This is a genomic window from Pararcticibacter amylolyticus, assembly GCF_003130405.1.
Lineage (GTDB): Bacteria > Bacteroidota > Bacteroidia > Sphingobacteriales > Sphingobacteriaceae > Arcticibacter > Arcticibacter amylolyticus.
This window is the reverse complement of record NZ_QEAS01000008.1, coordinates 45,496-67,316: the sequence shown is the minus strand read 5'-3', so window position 1 is coordinate 67,316 and position 21,821 is coordinate 45,496. Positions and strand designations below refer to the sequence as shown.

Genomic DNA, 21,821 nt, shown 5'->3' with positions numbered 1-21,821 from the left:
GTTTATTTTCTTTTACGGCGAATAAGGAAGACGGTCCCGAAAACCAGTATCAAACCAGGTATAACGTAAATATACAGGATCTTTAAAAATGATACGTGGTCCGTGCTTACCGTTACCCGGTTGTCCTTTGCGTCGGGACGCGAAGCGTCAATCGGAAACCGGCCATAGTCCAGCCAGCTAAACAGAGCTGTGCTAAAGAAGAAATTCACTATCCTTGGCTCATATCTTCCAAGCTCTGAGTTACTAAGAAGGTCAGCATCGCCGCTCACAATGATGCGCTGCTCCTTGCCGTTAACCTGTCGTGTTAAAGCTAATGCGGTAGCAAAGACCTCTCCGACCCCATTTTGGTTTTTAAGAAGAGGCTTCTTCACCTTTTTCTTTCCGGTTACGGATGTTCCGCTGCCCATAACTGTTACAGAAACCGGCCCGCCTCCTCCAACTTGAACGATGCCGCCAGGCTGAGCATTTTCGTCCACTTTGACATTGACAAGATCAAGATCGGGATTGCGCCTGGTAGAATTAGCGGCAACGCCCGCTTTTGTTAACAGCAGAGGTTTTATCTTAAATCCAGTGCTATCGTGATAGGATAACGCCGCAACGCCGTTCATTGATACCGGTAAAGTGTCTACTGACGGTTTATCAAGCATCTTAGCGAAACTGATCGCAGTTTTAGTTAAAGCAGGTAATACCAGCGTCGGGGCATGATCTTCGCTTAGCTGTTCAAGCATTCCATTCGTCATCTGTACACCCAGTTTTTTTAATAAAGGATTCAGTATGTGCTGCCTGCCCGGCTCTCCGGCAATTAGTAAATTGCCGCCTTTCGCAATAAAATCCTCCAGCTTTCCGATGGCAACGGCACTAAGTTCATGCTGCGGATCCGCTATCACTAAAGCAGCAATACCGCCCGGAATATCCTGAGTATTTAAGGATACTGTATCGATATCAAACCCCTGGTTAATCAGCGCATACCTGAATGTTTTATCGGTAGTGAGCGTTTTATACTCCCTGTCGCCCTTTTTGCCAATTTTGCGTTCTCCTTCACCTGTAACAAAAACGATCTTTGGAATTTTAGCCTGCAGGAGCCTTTTTATTGCGGCTGAGACTTCGGCTTCCATTGGCCAGACGATCTGATCATTAAAAACGCGCAAATAGGTTGATCTGCCTTTGTAAGCCAGTTTCATTACAAATCTGTTCAGTTCGGGTTTCAGATCAATTTCCTTTTGTATCTGCGCAGGAGTCTTTAACACCGACATCTTCAGGTCCGACGCTTTAGCCCTTTGCTCGGTTATCTCTTCAAGACTTTTGCCTTTATAAGAATCAAAAATGTTGTATCCCAAGCTCAAAGGGTTGTCATAATAAGTCACATAATGAAATTCAATATCGGGTTTAAAGCGTAAATAAGACTCCCAGCGGCCCAGGTAATCGTTACGCTGTTCAGGCATCCCGAACCAGTAGTAGTTATCCAGGAAATTGGTATATGATGTAATTTCAAGTTTATCACCGCCCAGTTCCCTGATTATTTTCTGAGTATTTGGGGTAAGCGTATTATCGTGGTTCGCTGTTGTATCCCAGTAACCGGTAAAGCCCGGACGGGAGCTTACATATCCGATAATCAGTGCAGAGACTATTATGAAAACATATCTGCCGGAAGTGACATACCATGGCTTTGTTTCGCGGCCTGACTGCAATTTGTAAATGCTTAAGCCCAGGAATATATATACTATAACAACGAAGTAAAGCACATCCTTGGTGGTGATAAGTCCCTGCAGCATGTGCTGGGTTCGGCCTGAAAGTGACAGGAAGTAAGTGAGGTCCCTGACGAAATCTATGCCCTGCCATAATTTGCCGATATAACTGAGGGCTCCTATAGTCACAAAGGTGCTTACTGCTGCAACTATCTGGTAGCTTGTCAAACTAGACATGAAAAGACCGATAGCTGAATACGCACATAACAGTAAATAAAATCCCAGCGCCGCCGATAAAAGCATGCCGTAATCCGCAGACTTGACATGGAGGACGCCAGCCACCAGGAATATGCCGATAACCACCATTAACACAAGGCTATATCCCATCATAGCCAGGTATTTACCAAAGACAATTTCCCTGATCCTCACCGGTGAAGAATAAAGAAGGCTGATGGTGCCGCCGTTGATTTCCCGGCTGATGAGGCCCATCGTTAACAGCGGAATATACAAATACAGGTTTTGCATAATACTGCTGAATAATCCCTCATAGGGGTTTGTAAAAACGCGGGCTGTCAATTGCGTCAGATATTCTAAGTCCATTCCGCCCATCTCCTGCGTCATGGCGATCTGATTTAAAACGCTGGTATAGGTAATTGCGCACTGTACCATAAAGGCGATGGTTAAAAACCACGCTATGGGCGAATAAAACAAGTTGCGCAGCTCTGCTTTTGCTATTTTAAAAATTAGTTTCATTATAGGGGATTAATTAAGAATGGGTTGATTTTGCGGATAATTGTTTGAAGATCTCATCAAGGGCAGTTTTATCAAGACTAATCTCCCTTAAACGCCATCCGTTGTGTACGGCCGCTGCAATAAGGTGTTCGGTGATCTCCTGGTCGCCCGTAAAATAAACCCTTGCCTGCCGTTCTGTAATAAAATCCACTTTATCGACTCCGTTTATGCTTAGCAGTTCGGCTGCCGGCGGCGGATTTTCCATTTGCATCAACACACTGTGCGGCTCTACGTAATTGTTAAAAGCATCCATCGTATCGGAAAAAACGATCCGCCCGTCTGCGATCATTTTGATATCCTTACATAGCATTTGCACCTCAGACAAAACATGAGAAGAGAAGATGACTGCATGTTCTACAGCAATTTCCTTGATCAATGTCCGGACTTCCGTAATCTGATTGGGATCTAGGCCGTTGGTCGGCTCGTCCATCACGACCAGTTTAGGCTTATGAATGATCGATTGCGCTATCCCTACGCGCTGACGATAACCACCCGACAGATTTTTAATCAGGCGGTGACTGAAATGGGAAATCCCGCATCGTTCTTTCGCCTCTTCCAGGGCGGGCTTTATGTCCTTGTGCTCCATTTTGCGGAGCTCGGCAGTATAAACGAGGTATTCATCTACGGTCAGATCCAGGTATAGCGGCGGATTCTGAGGGAGGAACCCGATCTGCTTTTTTGCCAGTTCCGGGTTTTCACGGATGTCTATGCCGTCTATCAGTACAGTACCCTCTGTTTGGTTGAGAACACCGCACATGATATTCATGGTAGTGGATTTACCTGCTCCGTTGGAACCCAGCAAGCCCAGGATTCCTGTCCGGTTTATTTCCAGGTTAATGTCGCGGATGGCCCAGGAGGTGCTGTAGCGGTGCGACAAATTCTTAATGCTTAAAATTGAATTTTCCATTTTTTCGTTTTTCTCAAACAGGAACTGCCTGCCCCGGGAGGTTGAATGACTGCCCGGGAAGCAATTGCAATTGGTTTGTTATAGCTTATTACATTGTTAATTATAGCCCGGATTTTGCGTAAGACGACTGTTTAAAGTTCGCTGCGTTTGGGGCACCGGAAAGATGGCGAAATCTGGCTTCCATCCGGGCAATACGGCGGGCGCCTGCCCGGAGGAAGGGTATTTGTTATCGGTACTGGTTCTGTTCAGGTCAAAAAACCTGTTCCCAAATTCGAAACACATCTCCAGCCTTCGCTCCTGTCGTATGGCATCCAGCACAGCGGTTTGGGTTGCCGGGTAAACAGGTGTTAAACCTGCCCTGCGACGGATAATATTTATATCATCCACTGCTTCAGCCAGTCCTCCCAGTTGCGCAGCAGCTTCAGCCCTGATCAGATACATTTCGGCGTACCTGAGCAGCATAAAGTTTGTGGCAGGAGTTGTTGGCACAACATCTTTATACTTAAAAGGGTAATACAGCGTATCGTTGTCTACCACGTTAAAACCGAGCCAGGCTGCCTTGCGCAAGTCTTTATCATCAAACTTATTCAGCAGAGAATCTGTTACCAAATAATTGGGTATCCCACCCTGGGATACAAAAATCATGGCATCTCCCGATCCCTGGTAGGCGTCCAGAACAGGCACCTGCCAGATTGCCTCTGCGCTTTCTTCTAAAAATACGCTGTTAAGATCAGTTAAAAGACTGAAACCACCTCGCGTAATAACCGAATCAGCCTCGTTATAAGCAGCTTGCCAATTGCCCCGGTAAAGGTTAACTTTCGCCCGTAATGCTATGACGGTGTAGAGGTTAGGCCGCACATGCCCGGCTGAGGGGTAAGTCGCCGGTAGTTTCTTAGCTGCGCCGTCGAGATCCTTAAAGATCTGGTCATAGATTTCTGTTGCCGTAGCCCGGGGAAGCCGGGTATTGGTGGTGTAATCAGTGGAAGTAACCAACGGCACTCCGCCGAACAAATTTACCTGGTAAAAATAAATAAAAGCCCTTACGAACTCCATTTCTCCTGTAATTTGCTTTACAAATGAAGCAGATAACTTATTGTTGCCGGTGATGTTGGCCAGGATATCATTTACCTGATAAATCCCGGCGTAAGGTACCGACCATAACTCGTTTAGTCTGTCATTTTGCGGTGTAAGAGTGTGACTGTAATATTGAGCATCGTCCCCGTAAGTGCCCATATAAGCTACTTCGTTACCTGCGAGTGCCGTAGTTACATCAAACAGGCCATTATGGTAAGGAATGCCATTGCCGTTTGTGCTCGGCGTAAAAGAATATACGCCAGCAACAGCAGACATGGCCGTGGCGCTGTCTGCAAATGCCGCCTGCCGGGTAATACTTGTTGGCGGGTTGGGCGGGATCTCTATTAGTTTTTTACACGAAAGAGTAGTACTCAGGATAATAAACGTCCCCGCTGCCAGGATTCTATTTTTATAAGAAAATATCTTTGTCATGGGAATAATTTTTTACAGTTTGAGATTTAAGCCAAATGCGAGGATACGTTGTAAGGGGAAGGCCGCAAAATTGCCGGGTTGTTCCGGATCGCCGAACTTGTAGTCGCTGAAGGTGAACAGGTTTTGAGCATTGGCGAAAACACTGCCATTCTTAATATGAGCCTTTGCGAGCCAGGCGGCAGGCAGGTCATAAGATAACGACGCCGTTTTAACCCTCAGGTAAGTAACGTTTGAGTAGGCTCCGGTTGACTGAACAAAGCTATATACAGGGTCAACATACGGTGAATTGTAACTACTTGCTAAACGTTGAATTTCGGCATTCTGACCGGGAGCAGTCCAATATTTACCCAGTATGTAAGCGGGTACATTGGCCTGATAACCAGGAACACTGTTATTATAAAGGGCCGAAAGGGCATTGGGCTGCATACTGCTGTTAAACTGGCAGAAAACGTACAGGCTCAGCTTTTTGTAAGTAAAGGTATTGCCAAAACCACCCATATATTTAGTCTCCCGGTTTCCGATGATCACCTGGTCGCCGCCAGTCGCCGCCGTGCCATATTGGGGACGGGATGTAAGCGTTCCGTCGGCTGCGTAAAACTCAAATAATCCCGTTGCCGGATTTACCCCTTTATATTTATAGCCAAACATAACAGACGTAGGCTGGCCTACAACATACTGCTGAGCATAGGATGATGATTCCAGATTGGGAAATGAGAGGAGTTTATTTCTATTGAAGGTTAAATTGAAGTTGCTTGTCCATGTGAAATTACGGGTTTTTATATTGGATGATGACAAGGTGAACTCCCATCCTTTGTTCTGAACAGTGGCGTCCTGGTTTTCAAATACTGTTGAAAAACCGGCTTGTCCGGCCAATGGGTAGGCAACAAGCTGATCGTCCTGACGCTGCCTGTAATAAGTCGCATTTAACAACAAACGATCGGCAAAAAAACCAAGAGCCAGAGACAGGTCGATCGATCTTTTTGTTGCCCAATGAAAATCGGGGTTGTAAAGGTTGACAGGAATAATTTGTTTAATATCCTGGAAAGGGGTGGTATTACCGTATGGATAGGGGCTGTATAATGGCTGATACTGATAGCTCTGAGACGCATTCTGCCCCGTAGTTCCGTAACTTCCGGAAAGCTTGCCGAAGCTGATAAAAGGCAGAGTGTTTTCGAAGCCTTTCTCCTCAGAGAAGATCCAGCCGGCACCGGCAGAACCAAAAGTGCCGAATTGTCTGCCCGGACCAAAATTACTTGAACCGTCTCTCCGGCCGCTAAATTCTAAAATATACTTCTGATTGTAAATATATTTTAACCGTCCAAACAAGGCGACGTATTTATACAGCCCTTGCCCGTCCCAGGAAGTTAGTGAGGTTGCTCCGTTTATTGAATTGAGAAAATTATCGTTTGAATAGTTATACGCTTGTACCTGATAGGTATTGGTGGTGTTCTTTTCATAAGTACCTCCTAACAATACAGTCAACATGCTTTTACGCATATTCTTTTCATAATTTATTTGAGGTTCAATGTTAATGTCCTGTGCGGCGCCATTTGCAAAGGCTGCATTGCTTTGGGCGTATGATGAAGGATATTGCGCAATCTTTGGCGCAATAGAATGTTCGGCATTGGTATTACGGCTAAAGCCTACATTAGCGCCAATAGTTAACCCTTTTATCAGTTCATAATTTATGTTGAAAGAGCTATTGAAATTGTAGGTTTCCAGGTTGGTAGGACATAATAATGAGGCATAAAAATTATTCTCAAATGGTACGCCTTTGTAGTTCCACACTAAATTACCGTCCGCATCCCTCAGATCGGGGGTATTAGGCGCCATAATCACTTGCGCAGAGCCTCCCATACCTGCAGAATTATTTTGATCATAGGAATAATCTGCTATCAGCGAGAGGGTGAGCTTTTTATTTGCTGAAGCAGCGGTCAGAGCGCTATGCAGGCTATATCGCTGGTCAGCGAAATTACCGGGATAATTATAATCTGAGCGTGTATAGCCGCCTGACACCATAAAGGTACTATTTTCAGTTCCGCCAGACACGCTAAGATGAATATCTGAATTGTGAGTGGAGTTTCCCTGAATGACCTTTTGCCAGTTGGTATATTTACCCTGGTCGAAAAGAAAGAGGTCGGGCGCAAAACCGGAATAGTTATTGGGATCGCCGCTGGGTTCAATCTCGTCCAGCTCATACGCCTGCTTTCTTAATTGAATATATTGGCCGGTACTCAACAGTTTCACCGGCCTGGCAACCTGGTTTACCTGTGAGTTTACATTGATATCGACAGTGGTTTTACCTGCTTTCCCTTTTTTTGTGGTTATCAAAACAACGCCGTTAGATCCCTTGGTGCCGTAAATAGCTGTTGCATTGGCACCAGTAAGTATGGTAATGCTTTCAATATCGTTGGGGTTAATACCGTTAAAAGCACCGAGGCCGGTTGCCTGGTTTATTCCGCCGCTAAAACTCTGCGAAGTGGCAAGATTTGACAACTGATTTATATTAACATTCTGCGGTGCAAAAGGTACCCCGTCTACTAAGAAGAGAGGCTGGTCATACGGTTTAAAGTTCTGGGAAGTTGCCAGTCCGTTTTGACCGCGTACCTGTAACAAGGTTGTTGAACCGGGTACACCATTCATGGCAATAACGGATAAACCGGGCACCTGTCCCTGCAGCGTCAGTAAAGGATTAGTCACAGGTTGTTTTTCTATTGCTTCGGCACTAACAGTATGTACCGTTCCAACACTAAAGCGTTTAGATTCTTTACCGTAAGCAACAATCTGTACCTTGTCAAGCGAGGAAGCAGTTAAACGCGTAATTATAAAGAAATTCAGTTCCTGGCCATCTACCGTTATGTTCATTTCTACTTTCGCATACCCGACATAGCTTATTGCCAGTGTATAGCGGCCGTGCGGAACGGAGGGAAAAACAAAGTTTCCGTCATTATCTGTAAAAGCACGGTAGTTTGTGCCCTTTAAAATGACAGTAGCGCCAATCAGGGGCATTCCCAGAGTGTCAACTACCCTGCCTTTTACAGGTGCAGGCAAGTGAAAAAGCCGGGCAGCTTTACTTTTAACATTTTCAACGATTGACGGGACTTTCCTGGATACAATTACGGATTTGTTTTCAATTGAGTAATCTAAAGGCTGCTTATCAAATATCTTTTCTAAAACGTCATGCAGTTCGGCATTTTTCACCTCGATCGTCACCGGCCTGGCATCCATAAGAGTTGCAGAGGTGACGGCAAAATCGTATCCTGTTTGTGCCCTGATCTGATTAAAAATCTCGACAAGAGGGGCATTTTTTGCCAGTAATGTAACTTTTTGGGCCGAAGTTTTGGCGCTGACATGCAATATGACTGTGATCAGCAGAAGAGAGCTTAACTTCATAATCAACAGGATTTTTTTTACTGTACGGCCAGGCGGCTGCACAAGGAACTTTAAGTAAAAAGTGTACATTTGTTGCAGTAGGGTTTAATGCGGATTGCCTTTTCATTTGTCAGGATGCACCAGGCTCTTCGCGATGATTTAATAAGTTGATTATAATTATTAAAGTAATCCTACTTCAGCCATCCCGACGCCAATCAGGATGGCTTTCTCGTTGATTACCGTTTGAGTTAATGTTTATTGCATAACAGTAACCCTCCTTCCTTCAATTTTAAAACGAACCCCTTTGGTTTTTTGCAGCATAGTCAGCACTTCGCTGATATTCTTTTCCCGCGAGCTTGTGGCATAAAATTTCTCGTCTGGTACAGGACCTAGATATTGGACCTCAATATCATACCAGCGGGAAAGTTGCAGCATGACGCTCCGGATATTTTCGTTGTTAAAGCGGAAATACCCGTTTTTCCAGGCAATGGCTTCCTGCGGATCAACATCAACCGCAGAGAGAGAGTTCCCTTTCAAAACAGACTGCTGACCTGGTTTTAAAAGCAGCTCTTGCCGACTACCATGCGGAACGGTACCACTGAGGGAAACTTTAACAGCCCCCTCCAGCAGAGTAGTGGTGGTTTCACTCCCGTCATCATAGGCGCTGATATTAAAATGCGTACCGATATCCTCCACAATTTGATTTTTAAGGATCACTTTAAAGGGTTGGGCATCGTTGTGAACTACCTCAAAATAAGCTTCACCCGAAACCTTCACCGTCCGGTCCTTGCCCTTAAACGATACGGGAAATGTAATAGAAGACATAGCATCAAGCCAAACCCTGGTGCCGTCGGGTAAAACCAAAGGATATGGCGATTGCTCTCCGACTGCGGTGGATAAGGTATTATAGGTTACGGCTGAATGGGTGTCTGCGCCCGAGGTAGTGTAAGTTATGGCATTTTGACTGCTTACGCCAATGGTGGTATTTCCCTGTTGCGCCAGTTGCCCGGATAAACCCATGGTGAGAATAATCTTTTGCCCGTTAGCCAGTGTGAGCGTTGCCTGGTTACGGCCGGGTAAGATGTCGTTTGCAAAATAGGGTACCTCTTCATTATTCTTGTAAATCATAAAATAGCTACCAACTGATATTGCTAAAACAATTGAAGCAGCTACTGCTATCCTGGGCCATATAGTGCGTATTTTAGCAGGACTGCGGGCGGTTTGTATGCGTCGCCAGAGTTCGGCCTTTATAATTTCCGGACTTTCGGCGCTAAGTTGCGTCCAATCTGTTGTTCCCGGCATTAAGCGGTTCAAACAGGCGTTGTATTGCGCCAGTTCTTCATCTGTAGCCGTATTATTATTAACCTTATCAACCAGGTTGTTGAATGATTTGATGTCCATATCGCCTGCGCTATAATATGTAAGGCACATAAAAGCGTGCGAACACCGGTTCGAAAATTGAGAAAAGTTTAATAAATTATTAAATAACTGTAAATCAGAAAGAAAATTTCGGTCGATTTAGAAAGAAATAAAAATAGTTGCCATCTTGCCCAAAGATGCCCGCAACTTCTTCAACGCGCGCGTAATGTGATCATCGACAGTTTTTTCAGAAATACCTAACCGTTCGGCAATCTGCTTATGGCTTAAATGCTCATCCCGGCTCAATAAGAAAACATCCCTGCATTTATCGGGTAATTCATTTATCAATTGACTTATAAAGTGTCTGAGTTCCTTAATTTCCAGCTCGAGCTTCTCATCTGCCCGGATTTCACTGCCCAGGACATCCTCCAGGAACGATTCTCTTACCTTACCCTGGCGGATTAAATTAGCTACCTTATACTTAACAGCTGTATAGAGATAAGCTCGTAAACTGGTTTTGATGGTAATATCCTGGTGATTTTCCCACATCCACATAAAAACAGACTGACAAATATCAAGAGTATCTTCTTTATGTCTTAAAACGTTGTATGCAGCTGTGTATAAAAACTTCCAATGACGGTTATAGATTTCAGTAAATGCAAGTTCATCACCTTCATTTAATAAAGATTGAAGCTGCTGATCGGAAAATACGTTGTAATTTGCCACTTACACTACCTTGCATACCAAATTTAGCAAAATACCAGCAATAATTTCCTACAATTATTAAAACATCTGCTCAAATACCGACAATATGATAAAAAAAAACACTTGTCATCTCATCTTTCCCTGCATATAGTTTTGTATATTCAACTTTCAGCTTATACTGAATTACAAACCGTCCATATCTTTCATTTAGATGAGATTGAATTAGATCCTTCGGGAAATTTGATTTAAGCTTATATTAGCGCCTCCGAATTAAAAAATATGGCATCTGGTTTTTTTGCAATTTTGGATGATATAACTGCTCTGATGGACGATGTGGCTGTGACAACAAAAGTCGCTGCCCGTAAAACGGCCGGTATACTGGGCGATGACCTGGCTGTGAATGCCGAAAAAGCTACAGGCTTTCTGTCTTCCAGGGAATTACCAGTGCTCTGGGCTATCACAAAGGGCTCACTTATTAACAAAGTCATTATTGTTCCGATAGCCCTGATATTAAACGCCCTTTTCCCGCTGGCAATTAAAGTGATCCTGATACTAGGAGGAGTATACCTGGCTTACGAAGGAGTAGAAAAAATTATCGAATACCTCTTTCACCGTCCGAAAGCGGGGCATGAGGTGATTGAAGAGGTCAGGCAGGACAGTACTGCCGCTGAGGCCGCCAGGGTTAAATCGGCAATTACCACAGACTTCATTCTTTCGATAGAGATTGTGATCATTGCTCTTGGGAGTGTGGCACAGGAAAGTTTAATTACGCAGATATTAACCGTATCAGCTGTAGCATTGCTGGCAACAATAGGTGTTTACGGAATTGTCGCGCTCATCGTCAGGATGGACGATACCGGCTATAAACTTATCCGGTATTCGGGCAATAAGGGCTTTTTAGCAACTATCGGCTCATTACTGGTAAAATCTCTTCCTGTTATTATCAGGGTTTTAGCTGTAGTCGGTACAATCGCTTTGATACTGGTATCAGGCGGTATATTTGCCCATAATATTGAATACCTCCACCATTTCCTCCCCACGATACCGTCTATGCTTAAGGAAATAGCGTTTGGATTAACGGCGGGCATACTCGCGGTATTGCTTTTGGAAGGCGTCAGAAAAATCCGCACTATCTTCCGGTAATACAGGTAAGCATCGCCCTAAGTTATTCAGACTATTAGATATTAATATTATAGGTATTCTTATTCTCGCACATAACAAATGTGCTATGAGTACTTCCTATACTTGTTACCGATCCGAGCTTGTTAAATACAAAATCCTGGTAGTGTTTCATGTCTCTGGCTAATACCTTAAGAAGAAAATCGTAATCTCCGGAGATATTATAACACTCGACCACCTCGGTCAGAAGCATGATATCTTTTACAAACTGGCTTCCAATACTTTTGTCGTGCTGTTTAAGTTTTATATTACAGAATACCATCAATCCGTAATTTAACTTTTCGGCGTCTATTAAGGCGATATACTTCTTTATATATCCTTTTGTTTCCAGCCTTTTTACTCTTTCAAAAACGGGTGAGGGAGATAAATTGACCCTGGCTGCTAATTCCTTAACAGTCATTTTTGAATTCTCACCCAATAGCCTGAGTAGTTGCAGATCCGCGGCGTCCAGTTCTTCCATGGAATAATTTTCTTTTACGTCGCCGGCAAAGTTAGAACATTGGAATAATATTCTCAAAAATACCAATTATTTAGTTTAATAAACCGATTAATCGGGATTCATTCAGAAATATAATCTTTATTCCTAGATTTGTCCCGAACGTTAATCCTTAAAAGGGCTAACAAAACAAGTTCTTTCTTTACTGAATCAGCCGGAACAGGTTTCTGATGAAGATCAGAATTAAAAGGGAACCGTGTGCAAATCACGGGCTGTCGCGCAACTGTAAGTAACATCAGAAAATCCGGGCCAACATTGTCCACTGCCAGTAAGGATACCGGCGGGAAGGACGGCCGGATTGTTACAAGCCAGGAGACCTGCCTGCAACGGATGGATGATGCTTTCGCGGAATAAGGCAATGCCAGAGATGATACATAACGACTGAATAAAAATTCAGCCACGTAAGCTCCTTCCTTCCTCTTCCGTTCAAAGTGTTGCAATGTTTAGCAGAATACATTTTAACTTTTTATTAAATTTTTAGAAAATGCTAACGCAAAACCTGGGCTATCCGCGTATTGGTAGCCAAAGACAACTTAAGAAGGCCTGTGAACAATATTGGGCAGGCAGGATCAGCCTGAGTGATCTGAACCAGGCGGCCCGTCTGATCAAAGACGAAAACTGGCAAGCTCAGCTGGAAGCTGGTATTGATCTGATCCCCTGTAATGATTTCAGCTTCTATGACCAGGTACTCGACATGAGCCTTTTGCTCGGAGTGATCCCGCAGCGCTATGCGCCGGTATTATCTGAAGTAAAAACCAACAAAGAAATTGACCTTTATTTCGCTATGGCACGTGGCTATCAGAAGGACGGGCTCGACATCATTGCGATGGAAATGACCAAATGGCTGGATACCAACTATCATTATATCGTACCGGAATTCACCGCACGGCAGGAATTCCATATTTTCTATGAGAATATATTTGCAGAGCACCATAGCGCCAAAAGACTGCTCGGGAATAAAGCGAAACCCGTACTGCTTGGGCCGGTAAGTTATCTTCTCCTCGGCAAGGAAAAAGAAGCGGGCTTTGAACGCGTAGACCTCATCAGGAAGCTGGTGCCGGTATATGTTGAAGTCATCAACCGGCTGAGGCAGCAGGGAGCTGAATGGATTCAGCTGGATGAACCCTGCCTGGCGCTTGATCTTTCAAAAAAGGAGAAAGAAGCATTTGAGTTTGCATATCGAAGTATAGCCAACAGGGTGAGCGGAATTAATATAATACTCGCAACCTATTTCGATGCACTGCTTGATAATACAAGCCTGGCCGTTAATCTTCCCGTCAGGGCGCTGCATATTGACCTGGTGCGGGCTCCCGCCCAACTGGATGAAGTACTTGCAGAAATTCCGGATCATCTCCAGCTTTCGCTGGGTGTAGTTGACGGAAGAAATGTATGGAAGAATGATTATGAAAAATCCCTGGCTCTTATTAATAAAGCCGTTGGAAAGCTTGGTACGGGCAGAATCATTATCGCTCCGTCCTGCTCTCTTCTGCACTCTCCTATCGATCTGGATCTTGAAAACAACCTTGACCCGGAAATCAAAAGCTGGATGGCATTTGCCAAACAGAAATTAAATGAAGTAAATGAACTGAGGCAAATAGCAGAAGGAAACACATCCCTCCTTTCTGCTAACAAGGAAGCTATTAAAAGCAGACGATCCTCCGCGCAGGTGCACCAGCAGGCAGTAAAAGACAGGATAGCTGCCATCACAGAAACTGATGCAACCCGCAGGAGTGCATTTCCAGTACGCCAGCAGTTGCAGCATGAGCGTTTCAATTTTCCTTTATTCCCGACTACCACTATCGGCTCTTTTCCTCAAACAGACGATATCCGCCAGTTGCGCTCAAAACTAAAAAAGGGCGAATTAACAGCAGCAGAATATGACAGGAAGATAGAAGAGGCTATTACCGATGCGATCCGCTGGCAGGAAGAGACCGGGCTCGATGTATTGGTACATGGCGAATTTGAGCGTAACGATATGGTTGAATATTTCGGAGAGCAGCTCCAGGGCTTTTTGTTTACTAAAAACGGCTGGGTACAAAGTTATGGAAGCCGGTGTGTAAAGCCACCCGTCATTTACGGTGATGTGAGCCGCCCGGAAAATATGACGGTACGCTGGAGCCAATTTGCTGCATCAAAAACACAAAAGCCGATGAAGGGGATGTTAACAGGCCCGGTTACCATCCTTCAATGGTCATTTGTACGTGACGATCAACCGCGGGAAGTGACCACGAATCAGATTGCACTTGCAATCCGTGATGAAGTGACCGCTTTGGAACAGGCAGGGATAGGAATTATACAGATCGATGAACCGGCTATCCGGGAAGGCCTGCCCTTACGTAAAGCGAAGCATGCTTACTATCTTGACTGGGCGGTGCGGGCATTCCGGATCTCGGCCAGCAGCGTTCAGGACAGCACACAGATCCATACCCACATGTGTTACAGCGAATTCAACGACATCATCGGGAGCATAGCTGCGATGGACGCCGATGTGATCACCATTGAGACCTCAAGGTCGCAAATGGAATTGCTGCACGCTTTTTCGAATTTCGAATACCCGAATGAAATCGGCCCGGGCGTGTATGATATTCATTCGCCCCGGGTACCTGGTACTGGTGAAATGGTGTCTCTGCTAATCAAAGCTGCAGAACTGTTGCCGGTGAGGAACTTATGGGTGAACCCCGACTGCGGTCTGAAGACACGTAAATGGCCGGAAACGAAGGCTGCACTTGAAAATATGGTAGCTGCCGCTAAACTGGCCCGTCAACAGATCCAGACGGAAGCATAAAGAAAATGCGGGCAGTCCTGTCCGCATCCTTTACTTTCTGCATACTGAAGGAACAAAGCACGTTACCAGGAGATTTGGATGTTTGGTATTAACACCCGGAGCATTTGTTATTTTTGCTGAACATTTCAAGTTCAGTAAAAATGAAAATTCATATAATGGGTGCTTCCTGTGCCGGCTCCACAACTTTAGGAAAAGCATTATCCGACCTCTTAAGTTATCCTTATTTTGACACTGACCACTTTTTCTGGCTGCCTTCTGAAACACCTTTCACCATCAAACGTGACGCCCGGGAACGGAATGAAATGCTCAAACAGGAACTGAGCAGAAATCCGAATGCGATAACAGGAGGCTCTCTTCTCAAGTGGGGCGACGAGTGGCTGAGTATGTTCGATCTGGTGGTGTTTCTGTATGTTCCGGGGGAAATCAGGATGGAGCGACTTAAAAACCGTGAAATAGAACGCTATGGAGAAAAAATCTTTAGAGATCCCGTCCGGGCACACCTATACAACTCGTTTGTAGCCTGGGCGCGCGGATATGATGACAATACCACCCAGGGACGTAACCTGCAGACACATACCGACTGGCTGGCCCAATTATCATGCCCTGTGGTAAGAATAGACGGAGATACAACAGTCAGTGAAAGAACAGAAATCGTCTTAAATGCATTACAGGATGTTGAACGGCAGATCAAACTTCATCCCTCCATTAGAAAGTAAAAGTCAAAGCCCGGTGCAACAGGCTTGGGCTGTAATTATAGTTATGGGTTTGTAGACCAAAGTCCGGTCTCTTATACAAAAGCTCTCTGAGGAAGTTTAAGATGAGGGACAACGACGCTTATTCCACGAGCCCGAAGGCAACTGCGAACCTGATTAACTGGGCAAGCGAAGAAATCTCCAGCTTAGTCAGTATATTTTTACGGTGGTTATTGACAGTATGGATGGAGATAAACAGGCGGTCGCTGATCTCTAAACTACTAAACCCCTGGCATATAGAAATTATAATTTCCTTTTCCCTCTTACTCAGTAAATTAAATTTATGGTAATATTTAATCTGGTAGCTGTTATCATGGCCAAGGTTTCGGATATGCTTTCCGGCCACAGGCAAGCTCTGAACATCTACAGAGATATGCATAACATCTGGTATATCGGTTTCTGACAGGACCGGGATAAGTCGGGATGTGGTTAAATACCATTTATATTCTTCACTTTCATCCGGCCTCACCCTTTGAAAGAAACTGAATACTTTATTGTAATCTCTCTCGCTGATGAACTGATGAAATTTTCCTGTAAGGAATCTGACTTCATCTTCGGGAAAAAACTTCCTGAAGTACCCAGATCCCATCGTGAATAGTTCTTCCTTACTATGCCTCAGAATTTCACACCCTTGCTTATTCATATAATTGTTAGTCATACCCACCAGGTCCTGTACCATCACACTTCCCGGAATATAATCACCAATCTCCTCAATAAGCAGAGACTGACCAGAAACGCGTTTTCCAATATCCAGGACCGATGCAGAAATAAGTGTTGCATCTTCGAATGGTATGGAAGTTTGGTTCCTCATAGATGTATGCATATAGAATTAAATATATACATATTGAACAGGAGGTTAAGTCATAGAAAATGAACAGTTTTCTTCTCAGATCTGCACACCCAAACCGCGCTTCAGCAGCTCGCCGGGCGGCACATTCCAGGGCTTCTTCCGGCAATTTTACGGAGAACCAGCTCTGCGTTTCTTATTCTTTTAGTACATTTATAGCTTTCAACATCACTATTGGGCTATTTTCGCAGAATACCTATGATAAATGTTGCCGGTAAATGCATCATATAAAAGATCCGTTATTTTATGCAGTTTTTAATCAACTGCCGGAGACCAGGTTAATTACGACAGCTGACGCTCCGCAATTTACAGTTATAGCCTGCAACGAGGCCAACACTGCCCTGCTGGGTATAAAGGAAGAACTATCCGGCCGTAGCTTATGGTCACTCTCCTATCCTGATGCTTTTGGCGGGGACAGAAGAAGCCTGGAGCTGGCGGTCGAAGAAGTTCTGCAAACGAGACGGCGTGTTTCGGCAGCTCCTTTTTTGCAGAAAGATTCGGGTTCCGCTGAATCAGCCCGCTGGCTTCAGATAGAAGTTAGCCCGGTCACTCAACAGGACAAAGTAATATACCTGATATTTACTGTTTATGACCGGACGCAGGCCGTTGACAGTCAGGCTGAACTACAGGAACTAAGAACAAATGAGGTTCAGCTTCTGGAAGAGCAACAGGCTTTAAACGATGAGCTTACCGCAACAAATGAAGAGCTAACGGCAATTAATGAGGACCTGAATGAGTCCAGGGAAACACTGATCCTTTTAAACCAGCAGCTTGAAGACAGGGTAGTCGCCAGAACCCGCGAATTGTTTTTGAGTGAACAGAAGGCAAATTTGCTGATTAAGGATGCGCCCGTGGGAATTTGCCTGCTTACAGGTGAAGACCTGGTCATTGAATCGGCCAACAAAATGATCCTGGATTTCTGGGGAAAGACCAGATCTGTTATAGGTCTGCCACTTCTGACGGCACTCCCGGAACTGGAAGGACAGCCATTTCCCCAGCTTATGAGAGATGTGCTTGTAAGCGGAAAGCCGTATATCGCCTATGAAGCGAAAGCCGTACTGCCTTCCGGCAGAGGCTCTAATCCCCGGTATTATAATTTTGTATATCATCCCCTGCAGGATGAAACAGGTGCAACGGTTGGCATTATGGTGGTGGCCTCGGACGTCTCGCCCCAGGTAGCTGCCAAAAAGAACCTTGAAGCGAGTGAGTTCAGGCTGAAAAGAATGGTGATGACCACTCCGTTCGCTCTTGCAATACTTAAAACGCGCGATCTTTTCATAGAGGTGGCAAACCAGAGAATGCTTGAGATATGGATGCGAAAGGAAGAAGATGTGCTGGGCAAACCCCTTATGGCTGTTTTTCCCGAGCTTGAAGACCAGCCTTTCCCGCTTTTACTGGCAGAAGTATTTGATACAGGAAAAAGAGTTTCCATGCCGGAGGTATCTGCCCTGATCGTCTCCCCGGAAGGAGAAATTAATGAACACTATGTAGATTTCAGTTATGACCCCTTATTTGACCTGGAGGGAAATGTTGAAGCCATCCTGGTCAGCGTGAGTGATATCACAGAGATCATCCGTGCCAGACAACAACTACAGGAACGGCAGGAAGAGCTGGAGGCTCTCAACGAAGAAGTTACAACGGGTAATGACGAACTGATCGCTATCAACGAAGAGCTGACCGCATCGAATGAAGAGCTTCTGCAGGCGGAACAACAATTGCAGGTACTTTATAACAAACTGGCGGAGAGAGAAGATCTGTTCCGGGGAATTTTTGAACAGGCTCCCCTCGGGATGTGTGTGCTGAGAGGCCCTGAGCACATCACGGAACAGGCAAATGATAATATATTGAAAATATGGGGACGTACTTCGTCCGAGATACTGAATATTCCGCATAGGATTGCCAGACCTGAGCTTGCAGGACAGCCTTTCAATGATTGGCTGGATGAAGTGTATTCAACGGGGATAGCACGTGTCAACAGCGAGTTACACGTCCGTCTTTATGCAGGACCGGGCCGAACCCGCGAAGCGTATGTTAACTCTTTATATCAGCCGCTGAGAGACGCCAAAGGATCTGTATACGGAATCCTTGTTATCCTGGAAGAGGTAACGGAACGGGTGTATGAACGAAAGAAAACTGAGCACGCCCAGGAGCAGTTCCGGCTGGCAGTGGAGTCGGCAGCACTTGGCACCTGGTCACTTACGGCTGATTCACGCGAATTTACATTGTCTCCCCGGCTGAAAGAATTATATGGTTTCTCCCCCGATGAACACGTATCTGTTGATTCGGCTATGGCTATAGTAAGTGATGAATACCGTCAGAAATTGATTGACGCGACGAACGATGCCATCGCTTCGGGAGGGGGCATCGACCTTGAATATACCATTAACAGGTTCAATGATGGAAAGCTGCGGTGGGTGAAGACGACCGGAAAAATGTATCCTGCTGACGGCGGCAGAAGATCTCACTTTTCAGGTACCGTACAGGATATTACCGAGCGGAAACTGGAAGAAACGAGAAAAAATGACTTCATTGCAATGGCAAGCCATGAGCTGAAAACGCCTTTAACGTCTATTAAAGCCTATGTACAAATGCTCGTGTCTAAAGCGAAAAATTCGGACGATGATTTTTCCGGGCTGGCTTTGGCAAAAGTAGAATTACAGATAAAGAAAATGCAGTCGCTGATCAGTGGTTTCCTCGATGTGGCAAGAATGGAATCAGGACGCCTGACACTAAACCAGGAGACTTTTCTTCTTGACCACCTGGTAAAAGAAATAGTAGCGGAGATCCTGCCGGTTTCGCCCAACCACCAACTGATCATTGAGCAGATTGATGATACCGAGATCAATGCCGACCGGTACAAAATTGGACAGGTCATTGATAATCTGCTGAGAAATGCCATTAAGTACTCCCCCAACGGCGGCAATATATATATCAGATGCAGCTGCAATAATGAGTCGGCCCTGGTGAGTGTGCGTGATGAGGGAATGGGTATTACGGAACAGGACATGCAGGGTTTGTTCAGCAGGTTCTACCGTATAGAAAATCCCCATACCGCTCATATTTCCGGGTTTGGCGTAGGACTTTATATCTGTGCGGAAATCATCAGGAGACACAATGGCAACATCTGGGTAGAAAGCAGTCCGGGAAAAGGCTCGACATTTTTTTTCAATCTGCCGTTTAATCCCTGATGGGCAGGAAATATCCCCGGGGAGTATAAAAAAGCGGATAGGATGACAAAAAAAGGACTGGAAGAGACCATTTCAGGCTAAAAACAGGAGATATAAAAACAGACCTGCACCCGCACAGATCCAACAGCCTATCAATCAATAAAATAATAATAAAAATTTATCCTGAATAAAAATTTTATTTTCTACCTTTGCAGTCCTGATTCAAAATCAGGAAAAAGGAGAAAAATGAATTAATGGCCAAAAAACAAGAAGCAGAAAAGGAGCTACAGGCTAAAACAGCTGAACTCCATGGCGAAGAAACCAAGTCGGTTAAAGAAAAGGAAAACATTGAGTCAGAAGCTGATTCACTGTCAATTGAAGACATCAAGTCTAAAACTCTGTTAGCGCCTTCAGGCGATTTTGACTGGGATGCAGATGAAAAAGGATTTGGCAATTACAGTTCAGAAGAACGTGCCAAACTTGAGCAGATGTATGCCGGAACATTTAACTCGATCAGCAAAGGTGAGATCATCACCGGTACTGTTGTATCGATCAACAACAAGGACGTGGTACTAAACATCGGATTCAAATCAGATGGTATGGTATCTCTTTCCGAATTCCGTGATACGCCGGAATTGAAAGTAGGCGATCAGGTTGATGTTTTCGTTGAATCACAGGAAGACGTTAATGGTCAATTAGTCCTTTCACGTAAACGTGCTAAGACTCAGAAGTCATGGGAGCTTATCAATGAAGCTTTAGAAAACGACACCATTATCACCGGTTTTGTTAAGAGCCGCACCAAAGGTGGTCTTATCGTTGATATCATGGGTGTTGAAGCCTTCCTTCCCGGATCTCAGATTGACATTAAGCCAATCCGCGATTACGATGTGTACGTTGGCAAAACAATGGAGTTCAAGGTTGTTAAGATCAATCACGAGTTCAAAAATGTGGTTGTATCTCACAAAGTCCTTATTGAGGACGATCTTGAAAACCAGAAAACTGAGATTGTTGCTAAACTCGAAAAAGGTCAGGTTCTTGAAGGAACTGTTAAGAACATCACTGACTTTGGTGTGTTCATCGACCTTGGCGGTGTTGACGGCTTATTACATATCACCGATATTTCATGGGGCCGTATCGAGCATCCGAAAGAAGTATTGTCACTTGATCAGAAGATCAACGTGGTTGTTCTTGATTTCGATGATGAGAAAAAACGTATCGCCCTTGGCTTAAAACAACTTACTCCTCATCCTTGGGAATCTCTTGATACTACAATCGAAGTAGGTTCTAAGGTAAAAGGTAAGATTGTTACTGTAGCTGATTACGGTGCGTTCCTTGAAATCACTCCAGGTGTTGAAGGACTGATCCACGTATCAGAAATGTCATGGTCACAAAACCTGCGTAATCCTCAGGAATTCCTGAAGGTAGGTGATGAGATCGAAGCACAGGTGCTTACATTAGACCGCGATGAGCGTAAGATGAGCCTTGGTGTAAAACAACTTACCCCTGATCCTTGGCAGAACATTGCTCAGAGATACCCTGTTGGCAGCAAGCACAAAGCTGTTGTTAAAAACATGACCAACTTCGGCGTTTTCGTTGAAATCGAAGAAGGTATCGACGGATTGATCCACATCTCTGATCTTTCATGGTCTAAGAAGATCAACCATCCTAACGAGTTTACTAAGGTAGGCGAAGAACTGGATGTAGTTGTTCTGGAACTTGATGAAGAAAACCGCAAGCTGAGCCTCGGCCACAAGCAACTGGAAGAAAACCCTTGGGATACATTCGAAACGATCTTCACACTGGATTCTATCCACGAAGGTACAGTATTGAAGGTGAGCGATAAGGGTGCTATTGTTGCACTTCCTTATGGTGTTGAAGGATTCTCTCCTGCTAAACATTCTATCAAGGAAGATGGCAAGCCACTTAAAGTAGACGAAGTTGCTGACTTCAAGATCATCGAATTCAGCAAGGATGCTAAGCGTATTGTTGTTTCTCATTCACGTATCTGGGAAGATGCAAGAGCTGAAGCTCGTTCTGCTGAAGTAACACAGAAGAAGAATGACCAGAAGGCCACTTCCAGCGCTGTGAAGAAAGTAAAAGATTCAGTTGAAAGATCTACCCTGGGCGACCTTGGTGTTCTTGCTCAATTGAAGGAACAAATGGAAGGTGCTGAAAACAAGGCACGCAATGCAAAGAAATCCGATGAGGATGCTGAATAATTCTGTTATGTTCTTATAAATATAAGCCCTGTCGTTAAAAACGACGGGGC

Annotated in this window: 13 protein-coding genes and 1 riboswitch; of the genes, 5 read left to right on the top strand and 8 right to left on the bottom strand. The window is 44.7% G+C overall.

All coding sequences use genetic code 11. The features are described 5' to 3' along the window. Window positions 1–2: 2 nt before the first annotated feature. From DDR33_RS10880 to DDR33_RS10855, 6 genes are all read right to left on the bottom strand, one after another. On the bottom strand, window positions 3–2,438 hold the full coding sequence (locus DDR33_RS10880) for a Gldg family protein (protein WP_109415822.1): 2,436 nt from the start codon (window positions 2,436–2,438) through the stop codon (window positions 3–5). A gap of 13 nt (window positions 2,439–2,451) precedes the next feature. Next, on the bottom strand, window positions 2,452–3,384 hold the full coding sequence (locus DDR33_RS10875; protein WP_109415821.1) for an ABC transporter ATP-binding protein: 933 nt from the start codon (window positions 3,382–3,384) through the stop codon (window positions 2,452–2,454). 96 nt (window positions 3,385–3,480) lie between these two features. Then, window positions 3,481–4,890, bottom strand: coding sequence for a RagB/SusD family nutrient uptake outer membrane protein (locus DDR33_RS10870; RefSeq protein ID WP_109415820.1), 1,410 nt, complete (start codon window positions 4,888–4,890; stop codon window positions 3,481–3,483). A 12-nt stretch (window positions 4,891–4,902) separates the two neighbouring features. Continuing rightward, window positions 4,903–8,283 (bottom strand): SusC/RagA family TonB-linked outer membrane protein, encoded by a 3,381-nt coding sequence (locus tag DDR33_RS10865; RefSeq protein ID WP_238387758.1) that lies wholly within the window; start codon window positions 8,281–8,283, stop codon window positions 4,903–4,905. Between the two features lie 234 nt (window positions 8,284–8,517). Then, window positions 8,518–9,663, bottom strand: coding sequence for a FecR family protein (locus DDR33_RS10860; RefSeq protein ID WP_158280707.1), 1,146 nt, complete (start codon window positions 9,661–9,663; stop codon window positions 8,518–8,520). A gap of 117 nt (window positions 9,664–9,780) precedes the next feature. Beyond that, the gene (locus tag DDR33_RS10855) at window positions 9,781–10,347 is read right to left on the bottom strand and encodes an RNA polymerase sigma-70 factor (protein ID WP_109415817.1); all 567 of its coding nucleotides are present in this window, start codon (window positions 10,345–10,347) and stop codon (window positions 9,781–9,783) included. Window positions 10,348–10,605: 258 nt separating this feature from the next. Here DDR33_RS10855 and DDR33_RS10850 point away from each other — a divergent pair, with 258 nt between their 5' ends. Further along, window positions 10,606–11,469: a DUF808 domain-containing protein gene (locus DDR33_RS10850; RefSeq protein ID WP_109415816.1), complete on the top strand. Its 864-nt coding sequence runs from the start codon at window positions 10,606–10,608 to the stop codon at window positions 11,467–11,469. Window positions 11,470–11,503: 34 nt separating this feature from the next. Here the strand turns inward: DDR33_RS10850 and DDR33_RS10845 are convergent, their stop codons facing one another. Then, window positions 11,504–12,022 carry an Lrp/AsnC family transcriptional regulator gene (locus tag DDR33_RS10845; protein ID WP_238387757.1) on the bottom strand — a complete coding sequence of 173 codons (519 nt, stop codon included), beginning with the start codon at window positions 12,020–12,022 and terminating at the stop codon, window positions 11,504–11,506. A gap of 123 nt (window positions 12,023–12,145) precedes the next feature. Next, window positions 12,146–12,340: riboswitch (cobalamin riboswitch) on the top strand. Window positions 12,341–12,485: 145 nt separating this feature from the next. Here DDR33_RS10845 and metE point away from each other — a divergent pair. Next, on the top strand, window positions 12,486–14,786 hold the full coding sequence (metE, locus tag DDR33_RS10840; protein ID WP_109415814.1) for a 5-methyltetrahydropteroyltriglutamate--homocysteine S-methyltransferase: 2,301 nt from the start codon (window positions 12,486–12,488) through the stop codon (window positions 14,784–14,786). A gap of 140 nt (window positions 14,787–14,926) precedes the next feature. Next, complete coding sequence (locus DDR33_RS10835) at window positions 14,927–15,502, top strand: P-loop NTPase family protein (RefSeq protein WP_109415813.1); 576 nt, start codon at window positions 14,927–14,929, stop codon at window positions 15,500–15,502. Between the two features lie 118 nt (window positions 15,503–15,620). Here the strand turns inward: DDR33_RS10835 and DDR33_RS10830 are convergent, their stop codons facing one another. Next, window positions 15,621–16,349 carry a response regulator transcription factor gene (locus DDR33_RS10830; RefSeq protein ID WP_158280706.1) on the bottom strand — a complete coding sequence of 243 codons (729 nt, stop codon included), beginning with the start codon at window positions 16,347–16,349 and terminating at the stop codon, window positions 15,621–15,623. Between the two features lie 254 nt (window positions 16,350–16,603). Here DDR33_RS10830 and DDR33_RS10820 point away from each other — a divergent pair, with 254 nt between their 5' ends. Next, a complete protein-coding gene (locus tag DDR33_RS10820; protein WP_109415810.1) occupies window positions 16,604–19,573 on the top strand; it encodes a PAS domain-containing protein in 2,970 nt (989 codons plus the stop codon). A gap of 233 nt (window positions 19,574–19,806) precedes the next feature. After that, complete coding sequence (rpsA, locus tag DDR33_RS10815) at window positions 19,807–21,771, top strand: 30S ribosomal protein S1 (RefSeq protein WP_109415809.1); 1,965 nt, start codon at window positions 19,807–19,809, stop codon at window positions 21,769–21,771. Window positions 21,772–21,821: the final 50 nt, after the last annotated feature.

What these genes read in the sequence shown, in the direction of transcription:
- DDR33_RS10880 (WP_109415822.1), bottom strand. Translation starts at nt 2,438, where the DNA reads ATGAAACTAATTTTTAAAATAGCAAAAGCAGAGCTGCGCAACTTGTTT.
- DDR33_RS10875 (WP_109415821.1), bottom strand. Translation starts at nt 3,384, where the DNA reads ATGGAAAATTCAATTTTAAGCATTAAGAATTTGTCGCACCGCTACAGC.
- DDR33_RS10870 (WP_109415820.1), bottom strand. Translation starts at nt 4,890, where the DNA reads ATGACAAAGATATTTTCTTATAAAAATAGAATCCTGGCAGCGGGGACG.
- DDR33_RS10865 (WP_238387758.1), bottom strand. Translation starts at nt 8,283, where the DNA reads ATGAAGTTAAGCTCTCTTCTGCTGATCACAGTCATATTGCATGTCAGC.
- DDR33_RS10860 (WP_158280707.1), bottom strand. Translation starts at nt 9,663, where the DNA reads ATGGACATCAAATCATTCAACAACCTGGTTGATAAGGTTAATAATAAT.
- DDR33_RS10850 (WP_109415816.1), top strand. Translation starts at nt 10,606, where the DNA reads ATGGCATCTGGTTTTTTTGCAATTTTGGATGATATAACTGCTCTGATG.
- metE (WP_109415814.1), top strand. Translation starts at nt 12,486, where the DNA reads ATGCTAACGCAAAACCTGGGCTATCCGCGTATTGGTAGCCAAAGACAA.
- DDR33_RS10835 (WP_109415813.1), top strand. Translation starts at nt 14,927, where the DNA reads ATGAAAATTCATATAATGGGTGCTTCCTGTGCCGGCTCCACAACTTTA.
- DDR33_RS10830 (WP_158280706.1), bottom strand. Translation starts at nt 16,349, where the DNA reads ATGAGGAACCAAACTTCCATACCATTCGAAGATGCAACACTTATTTCT.
- DDR33_RS10820 (WP_109415810.1), top strand. Translation starts at nt 16,604, where the DNA reads ATGCATCATATAAAAGATCCGTTATTTTATGCAGTTTTTAATCAACTG.
- rpsA (WP_109415809.1), top strand. Translation starts at nt 19,807, where the DNA reads ATGGCCAAAAAACAAGAAGCAGAAAAGGAGCTACAGGCTAAAACAGCT.